At 67.7% G+C, this 23,269-nt stretch carries 29 protein-coding genes; 9 read left to right on the forward strand and 20 right to left on the reverse strand.

The features are described from left to right. Position 1: 1 nt before the first annotated feature. The 4 genes from ASC37_RS05245 to ASC37_RS05260 all read right to left on the reverse strand — a co-directional run bounded on the left by ASC37_RS05245 (position 2) and on the right by ASC37_RS05260 (position 3,105). Positions 2–1,582: a formate dehydrogenase beta subunit gene (locus ASC37_RS05245; protein ID WP_055423368.1), complete on the reverse strand. Its 1,581-nt coding sequence runs from the start codon at positions 1,580–1,582 to the stop codon at positions 2–4. Next, positions 1,579–2,058, reverse strand: a complete 480-nt coding sequence (locus ASC37_RS05250) for a formate dehydrogenase subunit gamma (RefSeq protein WP_055423369.1) — start codon at positions 2,056–2,058, stop codon at positions 1,579–1,581. The genes ASC37_RS05245 and ASC37_RS05250 overlap by 4 nt, the downstream gene beginning before the upstream one ends. Positions 2,059–2,164: 106 nt before the next feature. Further along, positions 2,165–2,692 carry a DOMON-like domain-containing protein gene (locus ASC37_RS05255; RefSeq protein WP_055423370.1) on the reverse strand — a complete coding sequence of 176 codons (528 nt, stop codon included), beginning with the start codon at positions 2,690–2,692 and terminating at the stop codon, positions 2,165–2,167. Beyond that, positions 2,692–3,105: a hypothetical protein gene (locus ASC37_RS05260; RefSeq protein ID WP_072247931.1), complete on the reverse strand. Its 414-nt coding sequence runs from the start codon at positions 3,103–3,105 to the stop codon at positions 2,692–2,694. The genes ASC37_RS05255 and ASC37_RS05260 overlap by 1 nt, the downstream gene beginning before the upstream one ends. A gap of 89 nt (positions 3,106–3,194) precedes the next feature. Between ASC37_RS05260 and ASC37_RS05265 the strand changes: the two genes are divergently transcribed. From ASC37_RS05265 to nusB, 4 genes are read left to right on the forward strand one after another with little or no spacing between them, the layout of a single operon-like run. Further along, the gene (locus ASC37_RS05265; protein ID WP_055423372.1) at positions 3,195–3,818 is read left to right on the forward strand and encodes a riboflavin synthase; all 624 of its coding nucleotides are present in this window, start codon (positions 3,195–3,197) and stop codon (positions 3,816–3,818) included. Continuing rightward, positions 3,815–4,954 (forward strand): bifunctional 3,4-dihydroxy-2-butanone-4-phosphate synthase/GTP cyclohydrolase II, encoded by a 1,140-nt coding sequence (ribBA, locus tag ASC37_RS05270; protein WP_055423373.1) that lies wholly within the window; start codon positions 3,815–3,817, stop codon positions 4,952–4,954. Before ASC37_RS05265 ends, ribBA begins: the two co-directional genes overlap by 4 nt. 2 nt (positions 4,955–4,956) lie before the next feature. Further along, the gene (gene ribH / locus ASC37_RS05275) at positions 4,957–5,427 is read left to right on the forward strand and encodes a 6,7-dimethyl-8-ribityllumazine synthase (RefSeq protein ID WP_055423374.1); all 471 of its coding nucleotides are present in this window, start codon (positions 4,957–4,959) and stop codon (positions 5,425–5,427) included. Next, on the forward strand, positions 5,424–5,909 hold the full coding sequence (gene nusB, locus ASC37_RS05280) for a transcription antitermination factor NusB (RefSeq protein ID WP_055423375.1): 486 nt from the start codon (positions 5,424–5,426) through the stop codon (positions 5,907–5,909). The genes ribH and nusB overlap by 4 nt, the downstream gene beginning before the upstream one ends. 33 nt (positions 5,910–5,942) lie before the next feature. Here nusB and yedF read toward each other — a convergent pair whose 3' ends face one another. From yedF to ASC37_RS05325, 9 genes are all read right to left on the reverse strand, one after another. Next, a complete protein-coding gene (gene yedF / locus ASC37_RS05285) occupies positions 5,943–6,197 on the reverse strand; it encodes a sulfurtransferase-like selenium metabolism protein YedF (RefSeq protein WP_055423376.1) in 255 nt (84 codons plus the stop codon). After that, on the reverse strand, positions 6,194–7,378 hold the full coding sequence (gene yedE, locus ASC37_RS05290; protein ID WP_055423377.1) for a selenium metabolism membrane protein YedE/FdhT: 1,185 nt from the start codon (positions 7,376–7,378) through the stop codon (positions 6,194–6,196). Before yedE ends, yedF begins: the two co-directional genes overlap by 4 nt. Before the next feature lie 76 nt (positions 7,379–7,454). Beyond that, positions 7,455–8,969 (reverse strand): DEAD/DEAH box helicase, encoded by a 1,515-nt coding sequence (locus tag ASC37_RS05295; protein WP_072247932.1) that lies wholly within the window; start codon positions 8,967–8,969, stop codon positions 7,455–7,457. Positions 8,970–9,258: 289 nt separating this feature from the next. Further along, the gene (mdtD, locus tag ASC37_RS05300) at positions 9,259–10,692 is read right to left on the reverse strand and encodes a multidrug transporter subunit MdtD (RefSeq protein WP_055423378.1); all 1,434 of its coding nucleotides are present in this window, start codon (positions 10,690–10,692) and stop codon (positions 9,259–9,261) included. Positions 10,693–10,792: 100 nt separating this feature from the next. Then, positions 10,793–11,071: an HU family DNA-binding protein gene (locus tag ASC37_RS05305; RefSeq protein WP_055423379.1), complete on the reverse strand. Its 279-nt coding sequence runs from the start codon at positions 11,069–11,071 to the stop codon at positions 10,793–10,795. 155 nt (positions 11,072–11,226) lie between these two features. Further along, on the reverse strand, positions 11,227–12,102 hold the full coding sequence (purU, locus tag ASC37_RS05310; RefSeq protein WP_055423380.1) for a formyltetrahydrofolate deformylase: 876 nt from the start codon (positions 12,100–12,102) through the stop codon (positions 11,227–11,229). Further along, positions 12,099–12,722, reverse strand: coding sequence for a bifunctional phosphoserine phosphatase/homoserine phosphotransferase ThrH (thrH, locus tag ASC37_RS05315; protein WP_055423381.1), 624 nt, complete (start codon positions 12,720–12,722; stop codon positions 12,099–12,101). Before thrH ends, purU begins: the two co-directional genes overlap by 4 nt. Before the next feature lie 43 nt (positions 12,723–12,765). Continuing rightward, positions 12,766–13,110, reverse strand: coding sequence for an AzlD domain-containing protein (locus tag ASC37_RS05320; protein ID WP_055423382.1), 345 nt, complete (start codon positions 13,108–13,110; stop codon positions 12,766–12,768). Continuing rightward, a complete protein-coding gene (locus ASC37_RS05325) occupies positions 13,089–13,790 on the reverse strand; it encodes an AzlC family ABC transporter permease (RefSeq protein WP_055423383.1) in 702 nt (233 codons plus the stop codon). The genes ASC37_RS05320 and ASC37_RS05325 overlap by 22 nt, the downstream gene beginning before the upstream one ends. A gap of 60 nt (positions 13,791–13,850) precedes the next feature. Between ASC37_RS05325 and ASC37_RS05330 the strand changes: the two genes are divergently transcribed. After that, positions 13,851–14,267: a hypothetical protein gene (locus ASC37_RS05330; protein ID WP_055423384.1), complete on the forward strand. Its 417-nt coding sequence runs from the start codon at positions 13,851–13,853 to the stop codon at positions 14,265–14,267. Position 14,268: 1 nt separating this feature from the next. Here the strand turns inward: ASC37_RS05330 and ASC37_RS05335 are convergent, their stop codons facing one another. The 5 genes from ASC37_RS05335 to ASC37_RS05355 all read right to left on the reverse strand — a co-directional run bounded on the left by ASC37_RS05335 (position 14,269) and on the right by ASC37_RS05355 (position 16,308). Beyond that, a complete protein-coding gene (locus ASC37_RS05335) occupies positions 14,269–14,667 on the reverse strand; it encodes an RNA-binding S4 domain-containing protein (RefSeq protein ID WP_055423385.1) in 399 nt (132 codons plus the stop codon). A 33-nt stretch (positions 14,668–14,700) separates the two neighbouring features. Beyond that, positions 14,701–14,961 carry a DUF2442 domain-containing protein gene (locus ASC37_RS05340; protein WP_055423386.1) on the reverse strand — a complete coding sequence of 87 codons (261 nt, stop codon included), beginning with the start codon at positions 14,959–14,961 and terminating at the stop codon, positions 14,701–14,703. A gap of 10 nt (positions 14,962–14,971) precedes the next feature. Beyond that, positions 14,972–15,172 (reverse strand): DUF4160 domain-containing protein, encoded by a 201-nt coding sequence (locus ASC37_RS05345; protein WP_198289016.1) that lies wholly within the window; start codon positions 15,170–15,172, stop codon positions 14,972–14,974. 79 nt (positions 15,173–15,251) lie between these two features. After that, positions 15,252–15,971 carry an LrgB family protein gene (locus ASC37_RS05350; protein ID WP_176697457.1) on the reverse strand — a complete coding sequence of 240 codons (720 nt, stop codon included), beginning with the start codon at positions 15,969–15,971 and terminating at the stop codon, positions 15,252–15,254. Next, the gene (locus ASC37_RS05355; RefSeq protein WP_055423406.1) at positions 15,961–16,308 is read right to left on the reverse strand and encodes a CidA/LrgA family protein; all 348 of its coding nucleotides are present in this window, start codon (positions 16,306–16,308) and stop codon (positions 15,961–15,963) included. The genes ASC37_RS05350 and ASC37_RS05355 overlap by 11 nt, the downstream gene beginning before the upstream one ends. Positions 16,309–16,428: 120 nt before the next feature. On the opposite strand from ASC37_RS05355, the gene ASC37_RS05360 reads away from it, so the two are divergent. After that, complete coding sequence (locus ASC37_RS05360; protein ID WP_072247933.1) at positions 16,429–17,253, forward strand: TerC family protein; 825 nt, start codon at positions 16,429–16,431, stop codon at positions 17,251–17,253. A 1-nt stretch (position 17,254) separates the two neighbouring features. Here the strand turns inward: ASC37_RS05360 and ASC37_RS05365 are convergent, their stop codons facing one another. Beyond that, positions 17,255–18,226, reverse strand: coding sequence for an NAD(P)H-dependent flavin oxidoreductase (locus tag ASC37_RS05365; protein WP_055423387.1), 972 nt, complete (start codon positions 18,224–18,226; stop codon positions 17,255–17,257). Between the two features lie 73 nt (positions 18,227–18,299). After that, positions 18,300–19,646, reverse strand: a complete 1,347-nt coding sequence (locus ASC37_RS05370; protein ID WP_198289017.1) for a M48 family metalloprotease — start codon at positions 19,644–19,646, stop codon at positions 18,300–18,302. A gap of 47 nt (positions 19,647–19,693) precedes the next feature. Here ASC37_RS05370 and ASC37_RS05375 point away from each other — a divergent pair, with 47 nt between their 5' ends. The 3 genes from ASC37_RS05375 to gshB are packed head-to-tail and all read left to right on the forward strand — an operon-like array spanning position 19,694 to position 23,261. Beyond that, the gene (locus tag ASC37_RS05375) at positions 19,694–20,971 is read left to right on the forward strand and encodes an HsdM family class I SAM-dependent methyltransferase (protein ID WP_055423388.1); all 1,278 of its coding nucleotides are present in this window, start codon (positions 19,694–19,696) and stop codon (positions 20,969–20,971) included. A gap of 41 nt (positions 20,972–21,012) precedes the next feature. Further along, positions 21,013–22,317 carry a glutamate--cysteine ligase gene (gene gshA / locus ASC37_RS05380; protein WP_055423389.1) on the forward strand — a complete coding sequence of 435 codons (1,305 nt, stop codon included), beginning with the start codon at positions 21,013–21,015 and terminating at the stop codon, positions 22,315–22,317. Continuing rightward, entirely contained in the window at positions 22,314–23,261 is a 948-nt protein-coding gene (gshB, locus tag ASC37_RS05385; protein WP_055423390.1) for a glutathione synthase, read from the forward strand. The genes gshA and gshB overlap by 4 nt, the downstream gene beginning before the upstream one ends. Positions 23,262–23,269 lie beyond the last annotated feature (8 nt).

Here is a 23,269-nt window from a genome sequence, read left to right on the forward strand (position 1 = left end):
GTTACCCCTGTACCGGACGCCCAGAGCGGGCGCGCGCCGTGAAATCCTCGGGAAAATGCTCGAGTGCGCCCAGTACGGGATACGCCGTCATGCCGCCCAGAGCGCACAGCGAGGCATCGCGCATCGTCGCGGCGAGCTCGCGCACCAGGGCGAGTTCGGCTTCGACAGGTCCCCCGGCGAGCACGCGCTCGAGCGCCTCGCGTCCGCGCACCGAGCCGATGCGGCAGGGCGTGCACTTGCCACAGGATTCGTCGGCGCAAAACGCGAAGGCGTGCCGCGCCATGCGCGCCATGTCCACGGTATCGTCGAACACCACGATGCCGCCGTGTCCCAGCATGGCCCCTGCCGCGGCGAAGGTTTCATAGTCGAGCGGCAGGTCGAAGTGCGAAGGCGAGAGGTAGGCACCGAGCGGCCCGCCGACTTGTACCGCGCGGATCGGCCGGCCGCTGGCGGTGCCGCCGCCGTAGTCGTAGAGGAGCTCACCCAGGCTCATCCCAAACGCTTTCTCGACCAGACCGGGACGGCGCACGTTTCCCGCCAGTTGCAGTGAAAGCGTGCCGCGCGAGTTGCCGCAGCCGTAGTCGCGGTAGGCTTCGGCGCCCTCGGCCAGGATCACCGGCACGGTGGCGAGGGTGAGGACGTTATGCACCAAGGTAGGGCGGCCGAAAAGTCCGGCCAGGGCCGGCAGCGGCGGCTTGGCCCGCACCAGACCCCGCTTGCCTTCGAGGCTTTCGAGCAGCGCCGTCTCCTCGCCGCAGACGTAGGCCCCGGCGCCCACGCGCACCTCCAGCTCGAAGGCGCGCCCACTGCCGCATACGTCCGGCCCCAGATAACCGCGGGCCCGGGCCAGCTCGATCGCCGCCGTCAGGGTGCGATACGCATGGGGATATTCCACGCGCAGATAGACGTAGCCCTGGGTGGCACCCACCGCGAGTGCGGCGATGGTCATGCCTTCGATCAGCGAGAACGGATCGCCCTCCAGCACCATGCGATCGGCGAAGGTGCCGGAATCGCCCTCGTCGGCATTGCACACCACGTATTTCGTCGGACCGGGAGCGCGGCGCACCGTGTCCCATTTGATGCCGGCCGGAAAGGCCGCGCCGCCGCGCCCGCGCAGCCCCGAACGCTGCACCTGCGCGACGAGCTCGGGCGGCTCCAACGCGAGCGCCTGCTCCAGAGCGCGATAGCCCCCCGTGGCGAGATAGTCGTCCACACGGTCGGGCTCGATCACGCCCAGGCGGGCGTGCAGGAGACGATCCTGTCCCTGCAGATACGGCAGGGCCTCGGGAGAACCGAGGCGCAAGGGATGCGACGCGCCGGAGAGGAAACCGGCTGTGAAGAGATCGGGCACGTCTTCCGGTTGCACCGGCCCATAGGCGATACGCCCCTGCGGCGTGGCCACCTCGACGAGCGGCTCGAGCCAGAAGAGACCGCGCGAACCGGTGCGCTTGATCTGCACCGGCAAGGCGCGCCGCGCGGCCTCGGCGTGGATCGCCCCGGCCACCACGTCGGCGCCCACGGCCAGCGCCGCCGCATCGCGCGGCACATAGACCACCGTCGGGGTTTCCCGGGGCGGATTCATGGCCGCTCCTGCGCCGTCGCCAGAAGCGCGTCGAGCCGCTGCGGCGTGAGCCGGCCATGGACCTGCCCGTCGAGCATCGCCGCCGGCGAGCAGCCGCACAACCCCAGGCAATAGACGCCCTCCAGGGAAAAGCGGCCGTCGGGCGTGTCTCCGCCCAAGGGCACGCCCAGACGCTGCTCGGCCTGCGCGATCAGCGCCTCGGCGCCGCGGGCGAGACAGGATTCCCCCCGACACAGCACCACGCGATGCGCACCGGCAGGCGTTTGACGGAAATGGGGATAGAAGCGGATCACGCCATGAACTTCGGCGCGCGACAGATCGAGCGCCTCGGCGATGGACGGCACCCAAGCGGGAGGGACATACCCCACCGCCTCCTGCACCGCGTGCAAGAGCGGCAGCAATGCCCCCGGCCGACCGCGGTGCGCCTCGAGCAGCGGCGCCAACGGGCCCGGCACCCCACGATCCCTCGTCTCCATGCTCCCCCTCTTCCAGGCCATGCGGTGGCCTCTGCAATTTATTTTGACTGTCGCGCGAAAGAGGCTCGCTGTCAATACCGAAGCCGCGCCCCCCGCTCAAGAAGCCTCACCCCTCCCACCGCAGCGCGAACCCTTCGGGTGCATGAAAATCCGGCCGACCCGGCGGATGCGCCAGCGCCCACCAGGAAAATGCTCCCCCATGCCCTTCGAGCACGGCGGCAAGGCCCAGGCGCAGCGCCCCCCGTCCGGAGGGCAAAGATTCAGGGGAGAGGCGAACTCGAAGGCTCAGGCAGCTCGGCGCACGGTGCCAGCGCTGGCAAGGAGCGGGAGGTTCCGGCGTTGGTGTGGGTTGGCGATAGGCGGAAAAAGCGTAGAACGCCCATTGGCCGCTGGGCGAGAAGTTGAATTCGCGGTAACCGCCGCCTTCACGGGCGAGAAAGAGCTCGAAGCAGGTGTGCGCCCACAACCGCTGCAGCGGCAGGACCGCGCCGACATCGGGGAGGCGCAGTCGCTCCAGCTCCCCCTGCAGGGTGTAGCCGAGCAGAAGCGCTCCCTCCTGGCGCTCGAGCTCGACCTCCAGGACGAACTCGCCGAGCGCCGCGGACTCGGGATGGGGACGAAGCGCGACGCGCATCAGGGAAGGATGAGCCCTCCGCCGCCCAGACCGCCCAGGCCGCCCGCCCCACCGGGGCCGCCACCGCGCAGGTCGGTGCCAGCCAGCGCGCTCTGCGCGAGCAGCGAGGATTGCTCCAGCTCCAGCCGGCGCAGCTCGTCCATCGTCTCCTCGATCTTCTTCTCGGCGGCTGCGGCAAAGCCGGCCACCGCCTCGGCCAAGGTCTTGGCCGCAATCTCGAAGCTGATGGGCAAAGCCCCCATGGGCGTCATCACGGTGATCGAGCCGCTGAAGACCTCCGCGCGGGCGGGATCGGGTGCGCCCTCGACGGTGACGGGGATCAGGCGGCGAATCGAGCCAACGCGGCGGTCGAGATAGAGCTCTTCGCGATAGAGTGAGGCCGGATCCATCGGCGGAACTTGATTGCGAGCCATGGTTCTACTCCGTGTAGGGTTTGGCCGATTTTACCCGTAACCGGCTGCTTTCCCGTAAAATCCCCTCTTTGCCGATCTGCGAGAATGCCATGTTTACCGGTATCGTGATGGGCATCGGCCGCGTGCTCACCGTCACGCCACTCGCCGATGGCGTGCACATCGCCGTTGATTCGCGCGCGCTCGAGCTCGAGGACGTGCGCCTGGGCGACAGCATCGCCCACAGCGGCGTGTGCCTGACCGTGGTGGCGCGGCAGGGGACGGTGCTCGAATACGACATCTCGGGCGAGACGCTCGCCTGCTCGGTGGGCTTGAACGAACCCGGACGCGAGCTCAATCTCGAAAAAGCCCTGCGACTGGGCGATGCGCTCGGCGGGCACCTCGTCACCGGCCACGTCGACGGCATCGGCACGGTCGAGCGCTTCGCTCCCGTGGGCGGTAGCACGCTGCTCGAGATCCGCGCCCCGGTGGCGATTGCCCCTTTTCTCGCCCGCAAAGGCTCGGTGGCCGTCGATGGCGTCAGCCTCACCGTCAATGCCGTGCGTGACGAACCCGACGGCTCCTGCACCTTCGCCATCAACCTCATTCCGCACACCCTGGCGGTGACCACGCTCAAGAACCTCTCGCCCGGCGCGCGCGTCAATCTCGAAGTCGACCCGCTCGCGCGCTACTGCGCACGCGTGCTCGAATACGCTGGAAGGAACCCCGCCTCATGAACGAACCCCATACCTCCACAGCGCTTCCCGCCGCGAGCGAAGGGATCAGCCCCATCGAGACCATCATCGACGAGATCCGCCAAGGCCACATGGTGATCCTCGTCGATGACGAGGCCAGGGAAAACGAAGGCGACCTCGTGCTCGCGGCCGAGTGCGTCACCCCCGAGGCGATCAACTTCATGGCCAAATACGGCCGCGGCCTCATCTGCCTGACGCTCACCGAAGAGCGCTGCAAGCAGCTCGGCCTCAAACTCATGGTGCAGGACAACCGCTCGCCCTACGAAACCGCCTTCACCACCTCGATCGAAGCGGCGCGCGGGGTGACCACCGGCATCTCGGCGCACGACCGGGCGCAGACCGTGCGCGCGGCGGTGGCCCGCCACGCCAAGCCGGAAGACATCGTCCAGCCGGGGCACATCTTCCCCCTCATGGCGCGCAAGGGCGGCGTGCTCATCCGCGCCGGGCACACCGAGGCCGGCTGCGATCTGGCGCAACTGGCCGGGTTCGAACCGGCCGCCGTCATCTGCGAGATCCTCAACGAAGACGGCTCGATGGCGCGTCTGCCCGACCTCATTGAATTCGCCAAGAAACACGGCCTGAAGATCGGCGCCATCCGCGACCTCATCCAATACCGCTTGCGTACCGAGACCTTGGTGCGCAAGGCGGCCGAGCGGACCGTCTCCACCGCCTACGGCGACTTCACCCTCTACGCCTTCGAAGACGAGACCACGGGCGAAGTGCATTTCGCCGCGGCGCACGGCGAAATCGAAGCAAACCGCGAAACCCTGGTGCGGGTGCACGAGCCCATCTCGGTGCTCGACTTCCTCGCCCCCGAAGCCCCTGGCCATTCGGTACCGGTGCCCGAGGCGCTGCGCCGCATCGCGTCGAGCCCCGCTGGAGTCATGGTGATGCTGCACCGTCCGCAAAGCGGACAGGAGCTACTCGAAGTGCTCACGCAGACGCCGGCGCGCCGCCGCGCCTGGGATCCGCGGCTGCTCGGCGTGGGCGCACAGATCCTGCACGCCCTGGGCGTGGGCAAGATGCGCCTGCTGTCGCACCCGATGAGCTTTCCCAACCTCTCCGGTTTCGGTCTGGAGATCACGGGTTTCGAAGACCCCCCCGCCGCGAAAGGATGACCATGGCCCGTTACGACGACCTCTTCGAATATGATGAAAACCTCGACGGCCGGGGCCTGCGCATCGCCGTGGTGATGAGCCGTTTCAACCAGGACGTAGGCGAAGGGCTGCTGTCGGCCTGCGTCGCCGAGCTGCGCCGCCTCGGCGTGGATCCGGCCGACCTGCGCCTGGCCACCGTCCCCGGCGCGCTCGAACTGCCGCTCGCCCTGCAGACCTTCGGCCGCACGGGGCGGTTCGATGCGCTCATCGCGCTCGGCGCCGTGATCCGCGGCGAAACCTACCACTTCGAGCTCGTCTCCAACGAGATGGGCGCCGGCATCACCCGCGTCGCGCTCGATCTGGGGCTGCCGATCGCCAACGGCGTACTCACCACCGACACCGACGAACAGGCGCTCGCCCGCATGAGCGAAAAAGGACGCGACTGCGCCCGCGCCGCAGTGGAAATGGCCAACCTGTGCAAAGCGATCCGATGAACGAAGAACCGCTCACCCCCACCGAAGAAGACCGCGCCCCGCGCCGCCAGCGTCGGCGGCTCGCCCGCGAGCTCGCCCTCAAAGGCACCTACCAGTGGCTCTTGTCCGACAACCCGCTTGCCCAGATCGAGGCGCAGCTCGCCCACGACGAAGACTTTCCCGGGGCAGACCACGAGCTGATGCTGGAGCTGCTGCGCGGCGCCGTCTCCCGCGCCGACCTCTGGCGCGCGGAGCTCACCCCTTTCCTGCGCCGGCGGGTCGAAGAGCTCTCGCCGGTGGAGCACGCGGTGCTGCTTATCGCCGCGGTGGAGCTGCACGCCCACCCCGAGACCGCCTACAAGGTGATCCTCAATGAGGCGATCGAGCTCACCAAGCGCTACGGCGGCACCGACGGGCATAAGTTCATCAACGGCGTGCTCGACAAGTACGCCGCGGCGCTGCGCCCCGACGAAGTGCGCGCCGCGCGTACCCCCAGCCGCTGATCGGGCAGAAGCATTGCCCCACCCAGACCGGCTTCACCCAGCGTCGGGCGCCGGCACCTCGATGAGGAAGCGAAAGAGCGGCCCATGCTGCTCCACCGCTAGGCAATGGTAGCCATGGCGGGTGGCATCTTCGGGGATGCCATGGAAGGACTGCGAACAATCGGTCACTACCTCCAGGAGTTGCCCCGGCTGCATGGTGCGCAGGGTCTCGAGGGTGGCGATGGCGTTGTAGGGACAATGCTCGCCACGCAGGTCGAGCGAGAGATCGGGTTTGCGTTCGGTATTCATCGGGTTTTCCTTGCATGAGAGAACCGCCGGGCATTGGCGGCGACGAGGGCGAGCGATAACGCCAGACCGAGATAGGTGACGAGGAGCCCACCCACGGGGCCGAAGAGCTCCAGCAGGTTCAGCTTGGGATAAGGCAGGGCGAGCGCACCGCCCAGTTCGTCCCAGAAAGCGGCCACGAGCGTTCCCCCGATCACGTTGCCGACACCCACCACCCAGAAATGCATCTGCCCTTCCATCGCCCGGTACATCCAGCCCGTCTCGCAGCCGCCGGCGAGCACGATACCCAGGCCGAAGAGCACACCGCCCACCACTGCGTTCGGGCCCATCCAGAAGATCTTGGGCGCCACGCCGAGCCGGATCGCCGCAAACGTGCCAATGCAGGCGGCGGCCATGCCCAGCAAAATGCCATAAGCGACCTTGGTGCGGCCGGTGGTCCACAGGTCGCGCGCGGCGCTGGTAAAACAGATCTGCCCCCGTTCGATCAGGCCGCCGAAGGCCAAGCCGAACAGGAACGCCATCCCCAGCGCGAGCGAGGCTTCGAAGCGCCAGGCCGCCAGGGCCAAGGAGAGCGCGAGCAAGCCCCAGCCTAGGCGCCATTGCCGCTCGGTTCGCTGCGCGAGCGCTTCCGGGTCGGGCAGGGTCGAGCCTCCGGCCTGCACGCGCAGGGAATGGCGCAGAAAAGGCAAGAGGGTGATCTTCACCCCGAGCCAGGCGCCCAAGACGGTGGAAAACATGAAGGCCCAGGCGTGCACCGAGAACATGGGGATGCCGGTGAAAAAAGCCGCGAGGTTGCAGCCCATCGCCAGACGCGCCCCGAAGCCGGCGATGATCCCGCCCATGAGCCCCTGCATGAGCCGGCGCAGGCTGGTGGGGCGGCGCAGACCCACGTTGCCCGCCCACAGGGCGCAGCACAGCGCCCCGAGGAACATGCCGAGCACCATCACGCCGTCGACGCGATCGAGCGGCGTGCCCTGTAACCCCAGCAGTTTGAAGTAACTCCATTCCTGCGGCCTCAGACCGAACCAGGCGAGCACGTGCCCGCCCCAGCGGGTAAACTCGCCAGTAACGGCCCAGAAGGTTCCGGTGAGGGCAAAATAATAGGCCGAAGCGACCCCCAACGCGACGAGCGTGGGGATCGGCGGCCAGAAACGGACGAAGAACTGCTGGCGCAGCGAAGACATGAGGGCATCCCCTTCCCGAGGGAGAAGGGCTCTATTCTAGCGCCCCCAGCCTTCGCCGCAAGCGAGGGTCGCGTGCTCAGCGATCGCGGCGGCGGCGTCCCCAGCCTTCGCCGTCGCGCTGGGGATGGTGGTCCTTATTGCCCCAGCTGCTACGCGGCTTGCGCTCGCCGGATACGCCCAAGGTGCGACGATCGCCGTCGTCGCCCCGCACCCGGCGCTCGAACTCCGAGCGCGGCGCCGTCTCGCCGTACGCACGCGGGGCCGCCGCTCGCTCCTGCCGGCCTTCGTGGCTGCGGGGTGCATCGCCCCAGCGTCGCGGAGAATCCTCGCTGCGCCGCGGCGCCGGGGTGCGCGGACCGGAGGGTTTGCCTCCGCGCGAACCCTCGAACCCTCCACGCCCCGCACCGGCCGGACGGCGCGGTGCGCGCGGCTCCAGCCCCTCGATCACGTGCTCGGCCAAGCGCCTACCGGTGAAGCGCTCGATCGCGCCGATGGTGCGCATCTCGTTGGGGTGCGTGAGGGTGATCGCCACGCCGCTGCGCCCCGCGCGGCCGGTACGGCCGATGCGATGCACGTAGTCCTCGGCCTGGCGCGGCGGATCGAAATTGATCACGTGGGAGATACCTGCCACGTCGATGCCGCGCGCCGCCACGTCGGTGGCCACCAGCACCTGCACTTCGCCGCGGCGCAGCCGGTCGAGCGTGCGCGTGCGCGCGCGCTGGGTCATGTCACCGTGCAAGGCCGCAGCGCGCACGCCCCAGCCGATCATGCGTTCGGTGAGATCCTCGGCGCTGCGCTTCGTCGCCGTGAAGACCACCGCCTGCTGCAGCTCGCCGTCACCCAGGATCTTTTCCAGCAGGCGATGCTTGTGTTCGAAGCCGTCGATGAGCATGAGCCGCTCCTCGATCTTGGCTTCCTGCACCGGCGTCGTGGTGATCTCGATGCGCTGCGGCTCATGCGTGAGCGAGAGCGCGAGCCGCCCCACTACGCCGTCGAGCGTGGCGGAGAAGAGCAGCGTCTGGCGCGAAGCGGGCAAGGATTCGGCGATGGCGCGGATGTCGTCGATGAAGCCCATGTCGAGCATGCGGTCGGCCTCGTCGAGCACCAAGGATTCGATGCCGTCGAGCGACACGGTTCTTTGCTGCATGTGATCCATCAGGCGGCCGGGCGTAGCCACGATCACGTCCACCGGGCCGGAGAGGTCGCGCCGCTGCGGGCCGAAGGGCATGCCGCCCACCAGCACCACGGTCTTCAGGCGCCGCAGGCCGCGGCCGTAAGTGCGGAAGGATTTCTCCACCTGCTGTGCGAGCTCACGGGTGGGCGTGAGCACCAGCACGCGAGCCCCGTGCCCAGAGTGGCGCCGTGGCAGCGCCAGGCGCGCCAAGAGCGGCAGGGCGAAGGCCGCGGTCTTGCCGCTGCCGGTGTGCGAGGAGGCGAGCAGGTCGGCCCCGGCGAGCACGGCCGGGATGGCGCGCGCCTGCACTTCGGTGGGCGTCGTGTAGCCGCTTTGCGCCACCGCGGCGACGAGCGCCTCCGGCAGGCCCAGATCGGCGAAGGAAAGGGAAGGAGTCGATACGTTGGTTTCGGTCATCATGATTCCAGTTTCGGAGTCGGAAAGGCCGTTTCCGCCGCGACAAGGCAGCGGCACGGCGAGTTACCGTCGAATGCGCGGGCGCTCGCCCGAAACCCGGAAACAAAAGACCGAGGCTGCCGTGGCATACGGCATCAGGAGCAGCGCGACGAAGATTCACGCAAGCGCGACGGGGCTGTGGCGACAGTCCCCAGGAGAAGCGGATCGGAAGATCCGGTGAGATTCCATCGACTGTGTGGCACAACTTTTACAATCATAGCGCACCTTGCTTCCTGACGCAAGAAAAATCTCACCCTTCGCCGATCGACTCGTCCGACCGGGGAAGCTCGCCCGGCCGTCCCTCGTCAGGGCCGAGCTGCAGGAAGACGAGCCCCGAGAGCAAGGTGAGAGTACCCACGCACAGGAAGGTCGCGTGAAACGCTGCCAGCGTCGTACCCGCCTCCGGCATACCCCCGTGCTGACTGGTGAAACCGCCCAGCAAGGCCGCGGCCACCGCCACCCCCAGGCTCATCGCCAGCTGCTGCACCACCGAAAGTAGTCCGTTGCCGCTGCCCGCCTGCTCCGGCGCCAGATCGATGAGCGTGAGCGTGTTCATGGCCGTGAATTGCAGGGAATTGATGGCGCCGAAAACAACGAGCAGGGCATAGAGGAGCGCCACGGGCCGTGCAGGGTCGATCAGCGCAAAGGCCATCATCGACAGCCCCAGCAAGGCGGTGTTGACGAGGAGAACCCGGCGATAGCCGAAACGGGCGATCAAGGACGTGCCGACGGCCTTGGCCGCGATCGCCGCCGCCGCCATCGGGATCATGGTCATGCCGGCGACCGCCGCGCTGTAGCCCAAGCCCACCTGCAGGAAGAGCGGCACGAGGAAAGGCATGGCGCCGCTGCCCAGGCGCGCGAAGAGATTGCCAAGAATGCCGACGGCAAAGGTGGGAGTGCGGAAGAGCCGCAGGCTGAAGAGTGGACTCGGATGACGTGCGGCATGCAGCCAGTACCCCGCAAGGCAGGCGAGCCCCGCCACCAGCAGGAGCATTACTTTCGCATGGGCAAAGGCCAGCTCTCCCAGTCCCTCCAGCGCCAGCGAAATCGTCACCATGGAGGCGCCCATCAGCACGAACCCCCACACGTCGAAGGGTGCGCGCGCCACGGGGATGAGCCGCGGCAGCCAGCGATGCGCTGCCCACGCTCCGACCGCCCCCACGGGCAGGTTGATGAGGAAGATCCAGTGCCAGCTGGCGTATTCGACGAGCCAGCCGCCGAGCGTGGGGCCGATGAGCGGCCCCACCAGTCCGGGGATCGTCACGAAGGAGAGCACGCGCACCAGCTCCCGACGAGGGTAGCCGCGCAGGATGATGAGCCGCCCCACCGGCATCATCAAGGCCCCACCTCCACCCTGCACCACGCGTCCAGCCGCGAGCCAGGAAAGCGAGGGCGCAAGCGCACAGGCAAGCGACCCGAGGCAAAAGAGGAAGATGGCGACGATGAAGACGCGGTGCGGGCCGAAACGGTCGGCGAGCCAGCCGGAGAGCGGCGTGAGCAGCGCGACCGTCAGCAGGTAGGAGATGACCGCCGCCTGCATGCGCAAGGGGCTCTCGCCCAGCGATGCGGCCATCGCCGGCAGCGCGGTGTTGAGGATCGTGCCGTCGAGCGTCTGCATGAAGAATGCCGAGGCGACGATCCAAGGAATGAGGCGGGCAGTGCGCGGATCGAGCGCAGTCGTCACGGCAACCCCTGAAAAAAAGACGACCCGCGGCGGGGTCGTCCAGAGCCTGCGGACACACACGCCGCAGGCCCCCGAGCGCGGACGAGCCGCGCAGGGGGTATCACTTGCCGGCGATGCGTTTCTTCAGCGCCGCACCGGGCGAGAATTTCGGCGCCTTAGTGGCCGGGATCTGGATGGTTGCACCCGTTTGCGGGTTGCGACCCGTGCGCGCCCCCCGCTCGGTCACTTCGAAGGAGCCAAAGCCGGTGAACACCACTTTCTCGCCTTTCTCCAGACGCTCGGCGATCAGCTCCAATACCGCGTTGAGCGCCCGCTCGGCCTCGGCGCGGCTGGATCCCAGCGCATCGGCCAATGCTTCGACGAATTCACCTTTGTTCATCGCAAACCTCGCTATCGTTGATGGAAAATCGAACGCACCGCGGCGCGGCGAACCATGCCGGCGTCGGGCCCCCTCCGTACGTATGCGCTATTCTGCCGTAAAACCGCCACCTTGCGTCAAGCCGCGCGGCACAAATCCCGCGCCTGATGCCGAGCTCAGCGAAACACGATGGTTTTGTTGCCGTGGACCAACACCCGATCCTCGAGGTGATAGCGCAACCCGCGCGAGAGCACCGTCTTCTCGATGTCCTTGCCGTAGCGCACCATGTCGTCCACCGTATCCGAATGATCGACGCGGATGACGTCCTGCTCGATGATCGGCCCTTGGTCGAGCTCCTCGGTGACGTAGTGGCAGGTAGCCCCGATGAGTTTCACCCCCCGCTCCCACGCCTGGTGGTAGGGCCGCGCTCCGACGAAGCTGGGCAGGAAACTGTGGTGGATATTGATGATGCGCGCCGGGTAGGCACGGCACAGCTCGGGAGGCAGGATCTGCATGTAGCGCGCGAGCACCATCACGTCGCCGCCCACTTCCTCGAAGAGGCGTCGGATCTCGGCGAAGGCCGCCGGCCTGTTGTCCGGCGTCACCGGCACGTGCAGAAAAGGGATGCCGTGCCATTCGACGAAGCCACGCAAGTCTTCGTGATTCGAGATCACGCAGGGGATCTCCACGTCGAGCTCGCCGCTGTGCCAGCGCGACAGGAGGTCATAGAGGCAGTGTTCCTGGCGCGAGACGAGGATGACGACGCGTTTCTTCACCGCCGAGTCGCTGATGCGCCAGTCCATCTCCAGCGACTCGGCCAGCGGGGCGAAGCGTTCGCGCAATTCGGTCAACAAGAGCGGGATGCTGTCGGCGCGGATCTCGAAGCGCATGAAGAAACGGCCGCTGGGCGCCAGCGGCCCGGGCGGCTCGGCGTGCAGGTTGGTCTCGAGGATCCAGCCGCCGTGCTCGGCGATGAAGCTGGCCACCTTGGCCACCAGCCCGACGCGGTCGGGGCAGGAGGCGGTGAGCGTATAGTGCCGCTCCTTGCTCATCGCGCCGGCTCCCGCAGGCGGGCGAAGGATTCGTCGATGAGGGTGCGCAGGGCGGCGTAGTCGGTGACGTGGGGAAACTGCGGGAATTCGCGCACGACGTTCTCTGGGGCGCGAAAGAGGATGCCGGCGTGTGCTTCGCCGAGCATGGTCGTGTCGTTGTACGAATCCCCGGCGGCCACGACGCGGAAATTGAGCGCCTTGAGGTGACGCACCGCCTCTTGTTTCTGATTGGGCAGGCGCAGGCGGTAATCCACCACGCGGCCGGCGTCGTCCACTTCCAGCGAATGGCAGAACAGGGTGGGCCAGCCGAGCTGGCGCATCAGCGGGCGCGCGAATTCCTGGAAAGTGTCGGAGAGCAGGATCACCTGGTAGCGCTCGCGCAGCGCATCCAGAAAAGCCTTGGCGCCGGGCAGCGGCGTCATCGAAGCGATCACCGCCTCGATGTCCGGCAGGCGCAGGCCATGACGCTCCAAGAGCGCCAGCCGATAGCGCATGAGCTTGTCGTAATCGGGCTCGTCGCGCGTGGTACGCCGGAATTCGGCGATCCCCGTGCGCTCGGCGAACGCGATCCAGATCTCGGGGATCAGCACCCCTTCGACATCGAGACAGACGAGTTCCATGGCCACTCCCGGCTACCCGCAAAGCGCGTGACAGCGGGGCATTCTACCCGATTCCGGCACCCCACGAGCGCAGCAGGGCCAAACCGAGCGCGCAGGCCGCCACGCCGGCGAGAATGGGCGCGACGAAGCCACCGAAGCGGCGTTGCACCGCCAGCGTCGCTCCCAGGCCGAGCAGTTCCGGCAGCCAACCGCCCGCTCCATGACCGCGCACGTCGCCGATCACCGACACCCCCAGCAAGGCGGCGATGAGCATCGGCCCCAGGAGTTGCAGGGTGCGAAACACCTTGCCCGCCGGGTCGAGCCGGCGCGCCCCGATGAGGGGCAAGGCGCGCAGAGCATAGGTCCCCAGGCCGATCGCCACCAGCATCAAGAGGATTTCCGTGCGCATCGCACCTCCCCGATTCCTGCCAAGAGCGCGCCGAGCACCGCGGCGAGCAGCAGCCCTAGCGCCGCGTGCTGCGCCAAGGCGAAGGCAGCGGCCACGCCCACCGTCACCAGAATCGCCCCGCGCCGTCCCGCATGGGCATGGGGCAGCAGCAGGACGAGGAAGAGGGCCGACAGGGCGATCGGCAAAGATTCGGCGAGCAGCGGCAGATGGCTGCGGATCCAGTCGCCGGCGAGCGCTCCGGCCGCGCTCGCGCCTACCCACGACGCGTAGGCCATGGCCTCTACCCCGGCAAGCCACAAGGGACGCTGGGCTGCCGGCTGGGCCGGTAATCGCCCAAGGGCCACGGCGAACACCTCGTCGGTGAGCCCGAAAGCCAGAGCAGACAGACGCGAGGGGCTTGCCGGTAGATAGGCCGCGATCGCCGGGCCGTAGAGCGCATGACGGGCGTTGAGCAGCAGGCACAAGCCGACGGTCAGCGCCATCGGCGTTCCTGCCGCGAGCAGCCCCACCAGCATGAACTGCGCCGCTCCGGAATAGACGATGATCGAGGTGAGCGTGGCTTCCATCGCGCTCATGCCCTGCTGGGTGGCCACCACCCCGAAGGTCACCCCCACCGGCAGGTAGCCCAGGGCGATGGGAACCCCGTCCCGCAGACCTCGCAGCCACGGCCCATCACGCATCCCGTTCCCCTTTCGTGAAGAAGGGGTAGAATATCGCATTCTTCCGTCGCCCATCCTTCCATGAGCCGCTCTCTCGCGTTCATCGGCCTTTTCATTCTCGGATTGTCCGCCGTCGCCGCCACCGTCGCCACGACCGACGACGAAGTCAAGCGCATGCGCGAAGAAGCGCGGCAGCTGCGCCGCGAAGCCGACGAGATCGTCGACCGCGCCCGCATCGAGTGCCAGAAGCGCTTCCTCGTCAACGCCTGCATCGACGAAGCCCACGAAAAGCGCCTCGAGATGCTGCAAAAGGCCCGTCAGCTCGAAATCCAGGCACGCCAGATCGAAATCGAGCGCAAGAAGGCGGAAAAAGAGGCCCGTGAACGGGCGCGCGCCGAGAAGCAGGGCACGGCGGAGGGGACGCAGCCCGCCACCGAAAAAGAAGCAGCCCCGAACGCACCCCCAGCAGCCAGCGAAACGCCGGCGTCCGCTCCCTGAGTCAGCCGCCGCGCTTGAGGGCGCGCAGCTTCGCCCTATCCACCGCGTCCCCGCGCACGCGCGGCTCGCGCCGTTCCCGCTTGCGCGCCACCGCCTCCTGCCGCCGCGCGAGGCTTGCCGGATCCTCCTCGTAGAGGAGCCGCGCCTCGCTCGCCGGCCCGCGGCGCGCCGACAGCGCCTTTACCGTGATCTCCCAGACGTATTCGCCGATGGTGATGGTGAGCCGCTCGCCCGGCTTCACCTCGTGCGAGGGCTTGGCCCGCGCCCCCTGCACCTTGACGTGACCGCCCTCGATCGCCTCCTGCGCCAGCGTGCGCGTCTTGAAGAACCGCGCCGCCCACAGCCACTTGTCTAGGCGCACCCGCTCGCCGGCGCCGCCGGCCGTTTCCCGTTTGCTCATCGACTTACTTTCAGCGCAATCGCGTGGCTACATTCAGGCATGATGCGATGTCTCCGTCCGTACCACCGCCATAGAACGTTCGTAGAGCGTTTCGGGGGCGATATCGATTGCCCCCGGCCAGACCACGGTGCCGTACTCGACGTGCGCCAGGGCAAAGAACGCCGGATCGCGCAGCCGGCGAAACACAGGAAGATCGAGATAGGGGCGCATGTCGAAACACCGTGTCTCACCGTTGGTAAAGGTAAGCCGCAGATGGAAATTCGGCTCGATCTCGACGGAACGTACTCGCACCATGACGTTTTCCTCACTTCAGCGGATCGATGGGGAAGACAGGCTCGCCACGCGTCGCCAGCGCCCAATCAGCCATCAGTTCTTCTTCGTGAATCGCAATCCATGCCTGAAGGATGCGCAATTTTTTCGGTGGCAGACTTCCCTCGAGCAATTCCCCTTCCGGAATGCTCACCACCGCCTCTTCGCCCTGATATTCGACATGCAAGTGCGGCAAATGGTGCTACTGTACGTCTATATACAGCATTCGGACGATCAATCCATAGAACATGCTGATGGTCGGCACGATTCCCCTCTCACCCTAGCCACGGCAACACCACCGCCGTCACCACCCCGTTCAGCCCCATCCCCAGGGCGGCGAACGCGCCGGCCACCGGATCGATCTGCATGGCTCGGGCCGTGCCGATGCCGTGCGCGACTACCCCCAGCGCCAGGCCCTTGGCTGCGGAAGAGCGCACCCGCATCGCCGCGAAGAGCAGCGGCCCGAAGAGCGCACCGAGGATGCCGGTGACAATGACGAACACCGCCGCGAGCGCCGGGATGCCGCCCATCTGCTCGCTCACCGCCATGGCGATCGGGCTCGTCACCGACTTGGGCGCGAGCGTGCGCAGCATGGTCGCGTCCAATCCCAGCGCCGCACCCAGAGCCACGGCGCTGCCGGCGGCCGTCACCGAACCGGCCAGAAGCGCCACTGCCACCGCCTTGGCGTGCGCCGCTACGCGGCGGCGCTGGTGAAAGATCGGAATCGCCAGGGCCACGGTGGCCGGGCCCAAGAGGAAGTGGATGAACTGCGCCCCGGCGAAATAGGCTGGATAAGGCAGGCCGGAACCCAAGAGCAGCGCCCCGAGGGTGGCGATGCTCCAGGCGACGGGGTTGAGCAGCGGATGCAGACCGGCCCGCCGATGCACCCATTCCCAGACGAGATACACCGCCAGCGTGATCGTCAGGCTGAAGAGCGGCGTGGCCGACAGATACACCCACAGCTCGCGCCAGGGTGCGATCGCTTCAAAGGGCATCTTCCCCTCCCGCCAGGCGCTCGAACACCCAGGCCGACACCGCCAAACCGAGGAGCGTGCTCACGAGCAACACCACGCCGATCACCAGCCAAGCCTGCTGCAGGCGCTCCCAGTGTGCCACCACCCCCACGCCGGCCGGCACGAAGAGCAGCGAGAGGTGGCGCAGCAGCGTCCCCCCTGCATCTTCTACCGGTTTGGGCACCCGCCCCAACGGAAAGAGGAGCGCGAGCGCGAACACCAAGCCCATCACCGGCCCCGGCACCGGCCAGTGGAAGAAGCGCACCACCACTTCACCGGCGAGCTGCAACGCCAGCAAGGCCGTGAGACCCCACAGCATGATCGACTCCATCGAACGCGGCACTACGAGCCGCGGTCCCCTCATTCTAGCGAAAAGGTGCCGCTGCGAAAGGGGAACATTTATAATGCAACCATCGCCCCACGCGGAAACCCTGTGCCCATGGAAGCCCTGCTCGACCCCGGCTTGTGGATCGCCTTCCTCACCCTCACCGCGCTCGAGATCGTGCTCGGCGTCGACAACATCATCATGATCGCCATCCTCGTCGGGCGCCTGCCGCCGGCGCGCCAGGCCTCGGCCCGCTTCATCGGGCTGGCGCTGGCCATGGGCACGCGCATCGCGCTGCTGCTCACGCTCTCCTGGATGATGCGGCTCACCGACCCGCTCTTCACCGTGCTGGGGAACGACTTTTCCGGGCGCGACCTGATCCTGCTGGGCGGCGGCCTCTTCCTGCTGTGGAAGAGCACGATGGAGATCCACGCAGCGCTGGAAGGCAGCGACGAGCACGGCGTGGCGCGGGTACATGCCAATTTCGCCGTCATCGTCACCCAGATCGCCCTCATCGACATCGTCTTCTCGCTCGACTCGGTCATCACCGCCGTGGGGCTCGTCAACCAGATCCCAGTGATGATCGCTGCCATCGTCGTCGCCGTGGTCGTGATGATGTTCACCGCCGGCGCGATCAGCGCCTTCATCGAGCGTCACCCCACCATCAAGATGCTGGCGCTGAGCTTTCTCGTGGTGATCGGCGTGCTGCTCATTGCCGAGAGCTTCGGCCTGCACGTGCCCAAGGGCTACGTCTACTTCGCCATGGCCTTCTCGGCCGGCGTCGAGATGCTCAACATCCGCCTGCGGCAGAAGATGGCCCAGCGGCCGGTGAAGCTGCACCCGCCGCTCGAAGCGGCGCTCGCGCAGGAAGAAAGGGGCGAAGAACCGGCGACGGCGGCCGAGCGGGAAGCCAGCAAAACCTCCCGCCCCTCTCGCTGAATCAGCGGGCGAGCGCCGGGCTGCGCGGCAGGGCGCAGGCCGCTTCGTATTCGCGCGCGAGCCGCTCCACGAGCGTCGCCGTCGGCACCACCTCGTGGATGAGCGACACGCCGTGCCCTGCGCTCCACACGTCGCGCCAGGCGCGCACTTCCGCGCCGATGTCGTGCAGCTTCCCCTTGCCCGCGAGCTGCTGCAGTTTCTCGGGCGTGAGGCCGGCCGCTTCCAGGCTGGGCCAGAGGAAGTTGGCATTGACCCCCGAGATCGCGTCGGTATAGACCACGTCATCGGCGCGCGATCGAAGCAGCATCTCCTTGTACGGCTGGGGTGCCATCGACTCCTCCGTGGCGATGAAACGCGTGCCGAGATAGGCGAAGTCGGCTCCGAGCACTTCGGCCGCGCGCACCCCGTAGCCGTCGGAAATCGCCCCGGCAAGGATCAAGGTCCCCTCCCAGAATTCGCGGATCTCGCGCACCAGGCTGAAAGGGCTCTGCGTGCCGGCATGCCCGCCTGCGCCGGCGCACACGGCGATGATGCCATCGACCCCCGCCTCGATCGCCTTGCGCGCGTGCCGCGCCCGGATCACGTCGTGGAACACGAGCCCGCCGTAGCCATGCACCGCCTCCACGATGTCCTTGGGATTACCCAGGCTGGTAATGACGAAAGGCACGCGGTGTGCCACGATGCAGGCCAGATCCTCCTGCAGGCGGGAATTGGTGTGGTGCACGATGAGGTTCACCCCGTAGGGCGCGCAGGGCCGGTCGGGATGCTCGCGCTGGAAGGCCGCCAGCGCCTCCTCGATGCGCGAAAGCCAGACCTCGAGTTCGCTTGCCGGCCGGGCGTTGAGCGAAGGGAAGGTACCGGCCACGCCCGAGGTGCAGCAGGCGATGACGAGCTCGGGACCGGAGACGAGGAACATGGGCGCGGCGATCACCGGCACACGGAAACGCCCTGTGAAGGCGGCGGGAACGGGCATGGTCTTCTCCTGAGCGGAATGAAATGTGCCGTTCGATTCTAACATTAGTTCGAAACGGATTTCGAACGATCGTTCATCTCAAATAGCCCCACTGCCGCAGACGCTGCCGGGCATAGGCCGCCGCCTGACCCTGGCCGCCGCTGCGCTGCAGCACGTCGGCGTAGAGGCGCGCCGCTTCCTGCCGCCGCCCCAGCCCCTCGAGCGAGACGCCGCGCAGAAAGGTGATGCCGGCATCCCCCGGCAGCAAGCGGTCGTAGGCCTCCAGCGCAACCAGAGCCTCCTCGTAGCGGCGCTGCTGCAGGGCGGCGGCGGCGAGCACCTTGTGCGCCTGCGCTTCCTGGGGATAGACGGCGCGGGCATGCTCGGCATAGGAACGCGCCTCGTCGAGCCGGCCGCGTGCGAGCAGGATCTGCGCCAGGCGCAGGTTGGCGGCGTAATCGTCCGGCGTGAGTGTGATCGCCTCGCGAAAGTGCTGCTCGGCCTCGGTGAGCTTTTTCTCCCCCATCGCCTCTTCTCCGCGACGGCAACGCTCGATGGTCGGTCGCAGCGCGCGCAACGGTGCCGTGCGGTCCATGAAGCGCTCGCGCTGCACGGGGAAACGCTCGCCGTCGGCGAACTCGGTCTCGGCCAGCCACTGCGCCCGCTGGATCCGCTCCTGCGTCATGGGGTGCGTCGAAAACATCGTCTCGAGCAGCCCGGGCTGGTTCTTTTCTTCTTCGAGCAGCACCTGATGCAAGCGCACCATGGCGCTTGCCGGGTAGCCCGCGAGCACCAGGTAGCGCTGCCCGAGGTAATCCGCCTCCCGCTCCTGTTCGCGCGAATAAGAGGCGAGCAAGGCGCTCGCCCCGAGCGCGCCGCCCTGCACCAGCAGCTGCCCCCACTCGCTCCTGCTCGTGGCCGCATCGAGCGCGGTGAGCGCCACCTGCGCCAGCATCGCCTTGGCCTGCTGCTGCGCCGAGTGGCGCGCGTTGACGTGGCCGATCTCGTGGCCGAGCACTGCCGCGAGCTGCGCTTCATCGTCGAGCCGCACCAGCAGGGCTCGCGTCACACCGACCGATCCGGCGGGGAAAGTGTAGGCATTGAGGTAATTCGCATTCAGGCCCCGATACGAATAGGGCAGGTGCGGCCGGTGGCTCACCGCATGCACCCTCGCGCCCACCTCGCCCACATAGGCATTGACCGACGCCTGCTGGATCGGCCCCAGATCCTGCGAGAACTGCTGCGGCGCCAGCTTCCGGTCGAGCGCGATCTCCTGCGCTTCGCTCATGCCGACGAAGATGGTCTCACCGGTGATGGGCGAAGTGGCGCAGCCAGAAAAGAGCGGCGCGGTCAGGCTTGCGCCCAGCAGCTTGAGCGCCTCGCGCCGCGTCATTGGCCGGCGGCCGGCGGGATCGCACGTCATCCAAGCGCTATCGTGCATTCTGTCCTCCTGCGGCAGGGCTGCGGAATCGGCTATCATCCCGCTCCATGATAGAAGAAATTCCGCCGGACGCGCTGGGGCAGGTGTTCACGCCCGAGCCCGTGGTGCGCGCCATGCTGTGCCTGCGCCGCCGCCGCGGGCGCGTCCTGGAGCCTGCCTGCGGCGATGGTGCCTTCCTGCGCTTTCTCGAACCCGGTGCCCTCGCTTGCGAACTCGACCCGCGCGTGTGTCCGCCGCGGGCGTGCCGCCTCGATTTCTTCGCCCTGCCCGAGCACGAGAAGTTCGACACCATCATCGGCAATCCGCCCTATGTGCGCCGCCGCGACGTGCTGCCGGAGACCGCTGCGCGGCTCGATAGCCACCTGCTCGACGGGCATGCCAATCTCTACCTGCACTTCATCGAGAAAGCGGTGCGCCACCTCGAACCGGGCGGCGAACTCATCTTCATCACCCCGCGCGATTTCCTCAAAGCCACCGCCGCCCGACGGCTCAACCGCTGGTTGCTCACCGAAGGAAGCTTCACCGAAGTGATCGACACGGGCGATGCGCGCCTCTTTGCCGGGGCCGTGCCCAACTGCCTCATCTGGCGCTTCGAGCGCGGCCGGCGGGCGCACACGCTGCGCTATGCCGAGCTGGGTCGGGAGGCCGGCTGGCAGGAGCGGCTCGCGGCGCTCGCCGCCGTTCTGCCCGCCCCCGAAGACGAGGCCCCGCCGCCGTGGGAAGCGCGCACCGTGCTCGAACACGACGGGCATCTGGCCTTCGTGCGCGGCACGTACCCCCTACGCCTGTCGCAGATCGCACGGGTGTGCGTCGGTGCCGTCTCGGGAGCGGACGAGATCTACGCCGACCCGCGCTGGGCGAACCGCGAATTCGTCTGTTCCTCCACCGTGCGCGATGGCCGAACCCGACCCATGCGCTTCGTGCGCCCCGGCGAACCGCCGCCCGTCGAGCTTCTCCCCTTTCGCGAGCGGCTCCTTGCGCGGCGCGTGCGGGATTTCGATGAGCATAACTGGTGGGAATGGGGGCGCACCCATCGAGAAAGCGACGCGCCGCGGGTGTACGTGAACGGTCGCACCCGCGCCCCGCGTCCCTTCTTCGTCCACCCCTGCCGCGACTGGGACGGCAGCGTGCTGGCGATCTTTCCCCACGATCCGCAGCTCGACGTCGATGCGCTCGCCGCCGCGCTCAACGACGAGGTCCCCTGGGCCGAGCTCGGATTCGTGTGCGACGGGCGCTTTCTCTTTTCGCAGCGCAGCCTGGAGCGCGCACCGCTACCCGCTTCCTTTACCCGATTCCTCCCCGGGCAGTGTGACGACGCGGCGTAACCGGTACAATCGCAGACGAACCCTCTGCAAGGATGCCCTTCATGACGGTGCCTCACCTCACGACCGCCCTCACCGGGCCCCTGCTCGCCATCGAGCGCCAGTTCCTCGAAGAACTGCCGGCGATCGAACAATGGTTCCGCGGCGGCTTTTGCGAGCATACGCCTCCTTTCTACGCCTCCACCGACCTGCGCAACGCCGGCTTCAAGCTCGCCCCGGTCGATCTCAACCTCTTTCCCGGCGGATTCAACAACCTCTCCGACGACTTCCTGCCGCTGGCGGTGCAGGCAGCCCAGGTGGCGATCGAACGCGTCTGCCCCGAAGCCAAGCGCCTGCTGCTCATCCCCGAGAACCACACGCGCAACCGCTGGTATCTCCTGAATATCGCCCGCCTGCAGCGCATCCTGCGCCTGGCCGGGCTGGAAGTTCGCATCGGCTCGCTCTTGCCGGAAATCACTGCCCCCACCGAGCTCGAAGCGGCCGAGGGCGAGCGCGTGCTCGTCGAGCCCTTGGTGCGCCGCGGAAACCGGTTGGGGCTCGCCGACTTCGACCCCTGCGCCATCCTGCTCAACAACGACCTCTCGGCCGGCGTGCCACCGATTCTGCGCGGACTCAGCGAGCAGAACGTGATCCCTCCCCTGGTGGCGGGCTGGCACACGCGGCGCAAATCGCACCACGCCGAGATCTACGCCCGCGTCGCCACCGACTTCGCCGAGGCGATCGGACTCGATCCCTGGTACCTCATTCCGGCGCACCGCGTCGTGTCCGGCCTGGATTTCCAGAGCAAGGAAGGGGAAGACCGGCTCGCCGACACCGCCGCCGAGCTCTTCGCCGAAATCCGCGCCGCCTACGCCGCCCGCGGCATCGACCAGGAGCCTTTCCTCGTCGTCAAGGCCGACGCCGGCACCTACGGCATGGGCGTGATGACGGTCAAGGACCCGGCCGAGCTGCGCGAGCTCTCGCGGCGGCAGCGCAACAAGATGGCCAAGGTGAAGGAAGGACTGGAAGTGCACCAGGTGATCGTGCAGGAAGGCGTGCCCACGTTCGAGCGCCTGGGCGAGGCGGTGTGCGAACCGGTCGTCTATATGATCGATCATTACGTGGTGGGCGGATTCTACCGGGTACACACCGAACGCGGCCCCGACGAGAACCTCAACGCGCCGGGCATGCACTTCGAGCCGCTGCGCTTCGCGGCGAGCTGCTCGCTGCCCGACTCGGGCCTCGCCCCCGACGCCGAACCCAACCGTTTCTACGCCTACGGCGTGGTGGCGCGCCTGGGCTTGCTCGCCGCCGCCATCGAGATCGAGGAACTCGTCGCCCGTTTCGGCGCGGAAGGAGATACGGCATGAAACTCGCCTTTCTCGTCGACCCTCTGCCCAAGCTGAAAGTGACGAAGGATTCGTCGATTGCCATGATGCGCGCCGCCCAGGCGCGCGGCCACGAGATCTGGACCTGCCAGCGCGAGGGACTTTGCTGGGAAGAAGGCGCCGTGTGGCTCTCGGCCCAGCTCATCGCGCTGACCGACGGTGGAGCCGGCGCCTGGTACGAGGTCGTCTCCGAAGCGCGCGTGCGCGCCGACCAATTCGACGCCCTCCTCATGCGCCAGGATCCGCCCTTCGACTTCGAATACCTCACCGCCACCTGGCTGCTGGAGCGCGCCGAGGCGCAAGGGGCCCGCGTCTGGAACCGGCCGCGGGCGATCCGAGACCATTCGGAGAAACTCTCCATCCTGGAATTCCCGCAGTTTACGCCCGCCACGATGGTGGCGCGCGACCCCGAGCGCATCCACGCCTTCATCGACGCTTTGGGCGACGTGATCCTCAAGCCGCTCGACGGCATGGGCGGAAGCCAGATTTTCCGCGTGCATCGCGAGGACCACAACCGCTACGTGATCGTCGAGACGCTGACGCACCACGGGCACCGTACCATCATGGCCCAGGAATACCTGCCGCAGATCCGCGACGGCGACAAACGGGTGCTCGTGATCGCCGGGCAAGTGATGCCCTATGCGCTCGCCCGCATCCCCAAGCCCGGCGAGACGCGCGGCAACCTCGCCGCGGGCGGACGCGGCGTGGCCGTGCCGCTCACCGAGGCCGAGCGGGAAGTGGCCGAGGCGCTCGCGCCCATCCTGTGGCAGCGGGGGCTTTTGATCGTGGGGCTCGACCTCATCGGCGGACGGCTCACCGAGATCAACGTCACCAGCCCTACCTGCATGGTGGAAATCGCGGCCCAGACCGGCTTCAGCGCAGCCGAGCGGGTGATCGAGGCGCTCGAGCGCCTTGCGGCCGGCTGAGCGCGCCG

Origin of the sequence: Tepidiphilus thermophilus, from assembly GCF_001418245.1 — a bacterium.
Taxonomy (GTDB): domain Bacteria; phylum Pseudomonadota; class Gammaproteobacteria; order Burkholderiales; family Rhodocyclaceae; genus Tepidiphilus; species Tepidiphilus succinatimandens.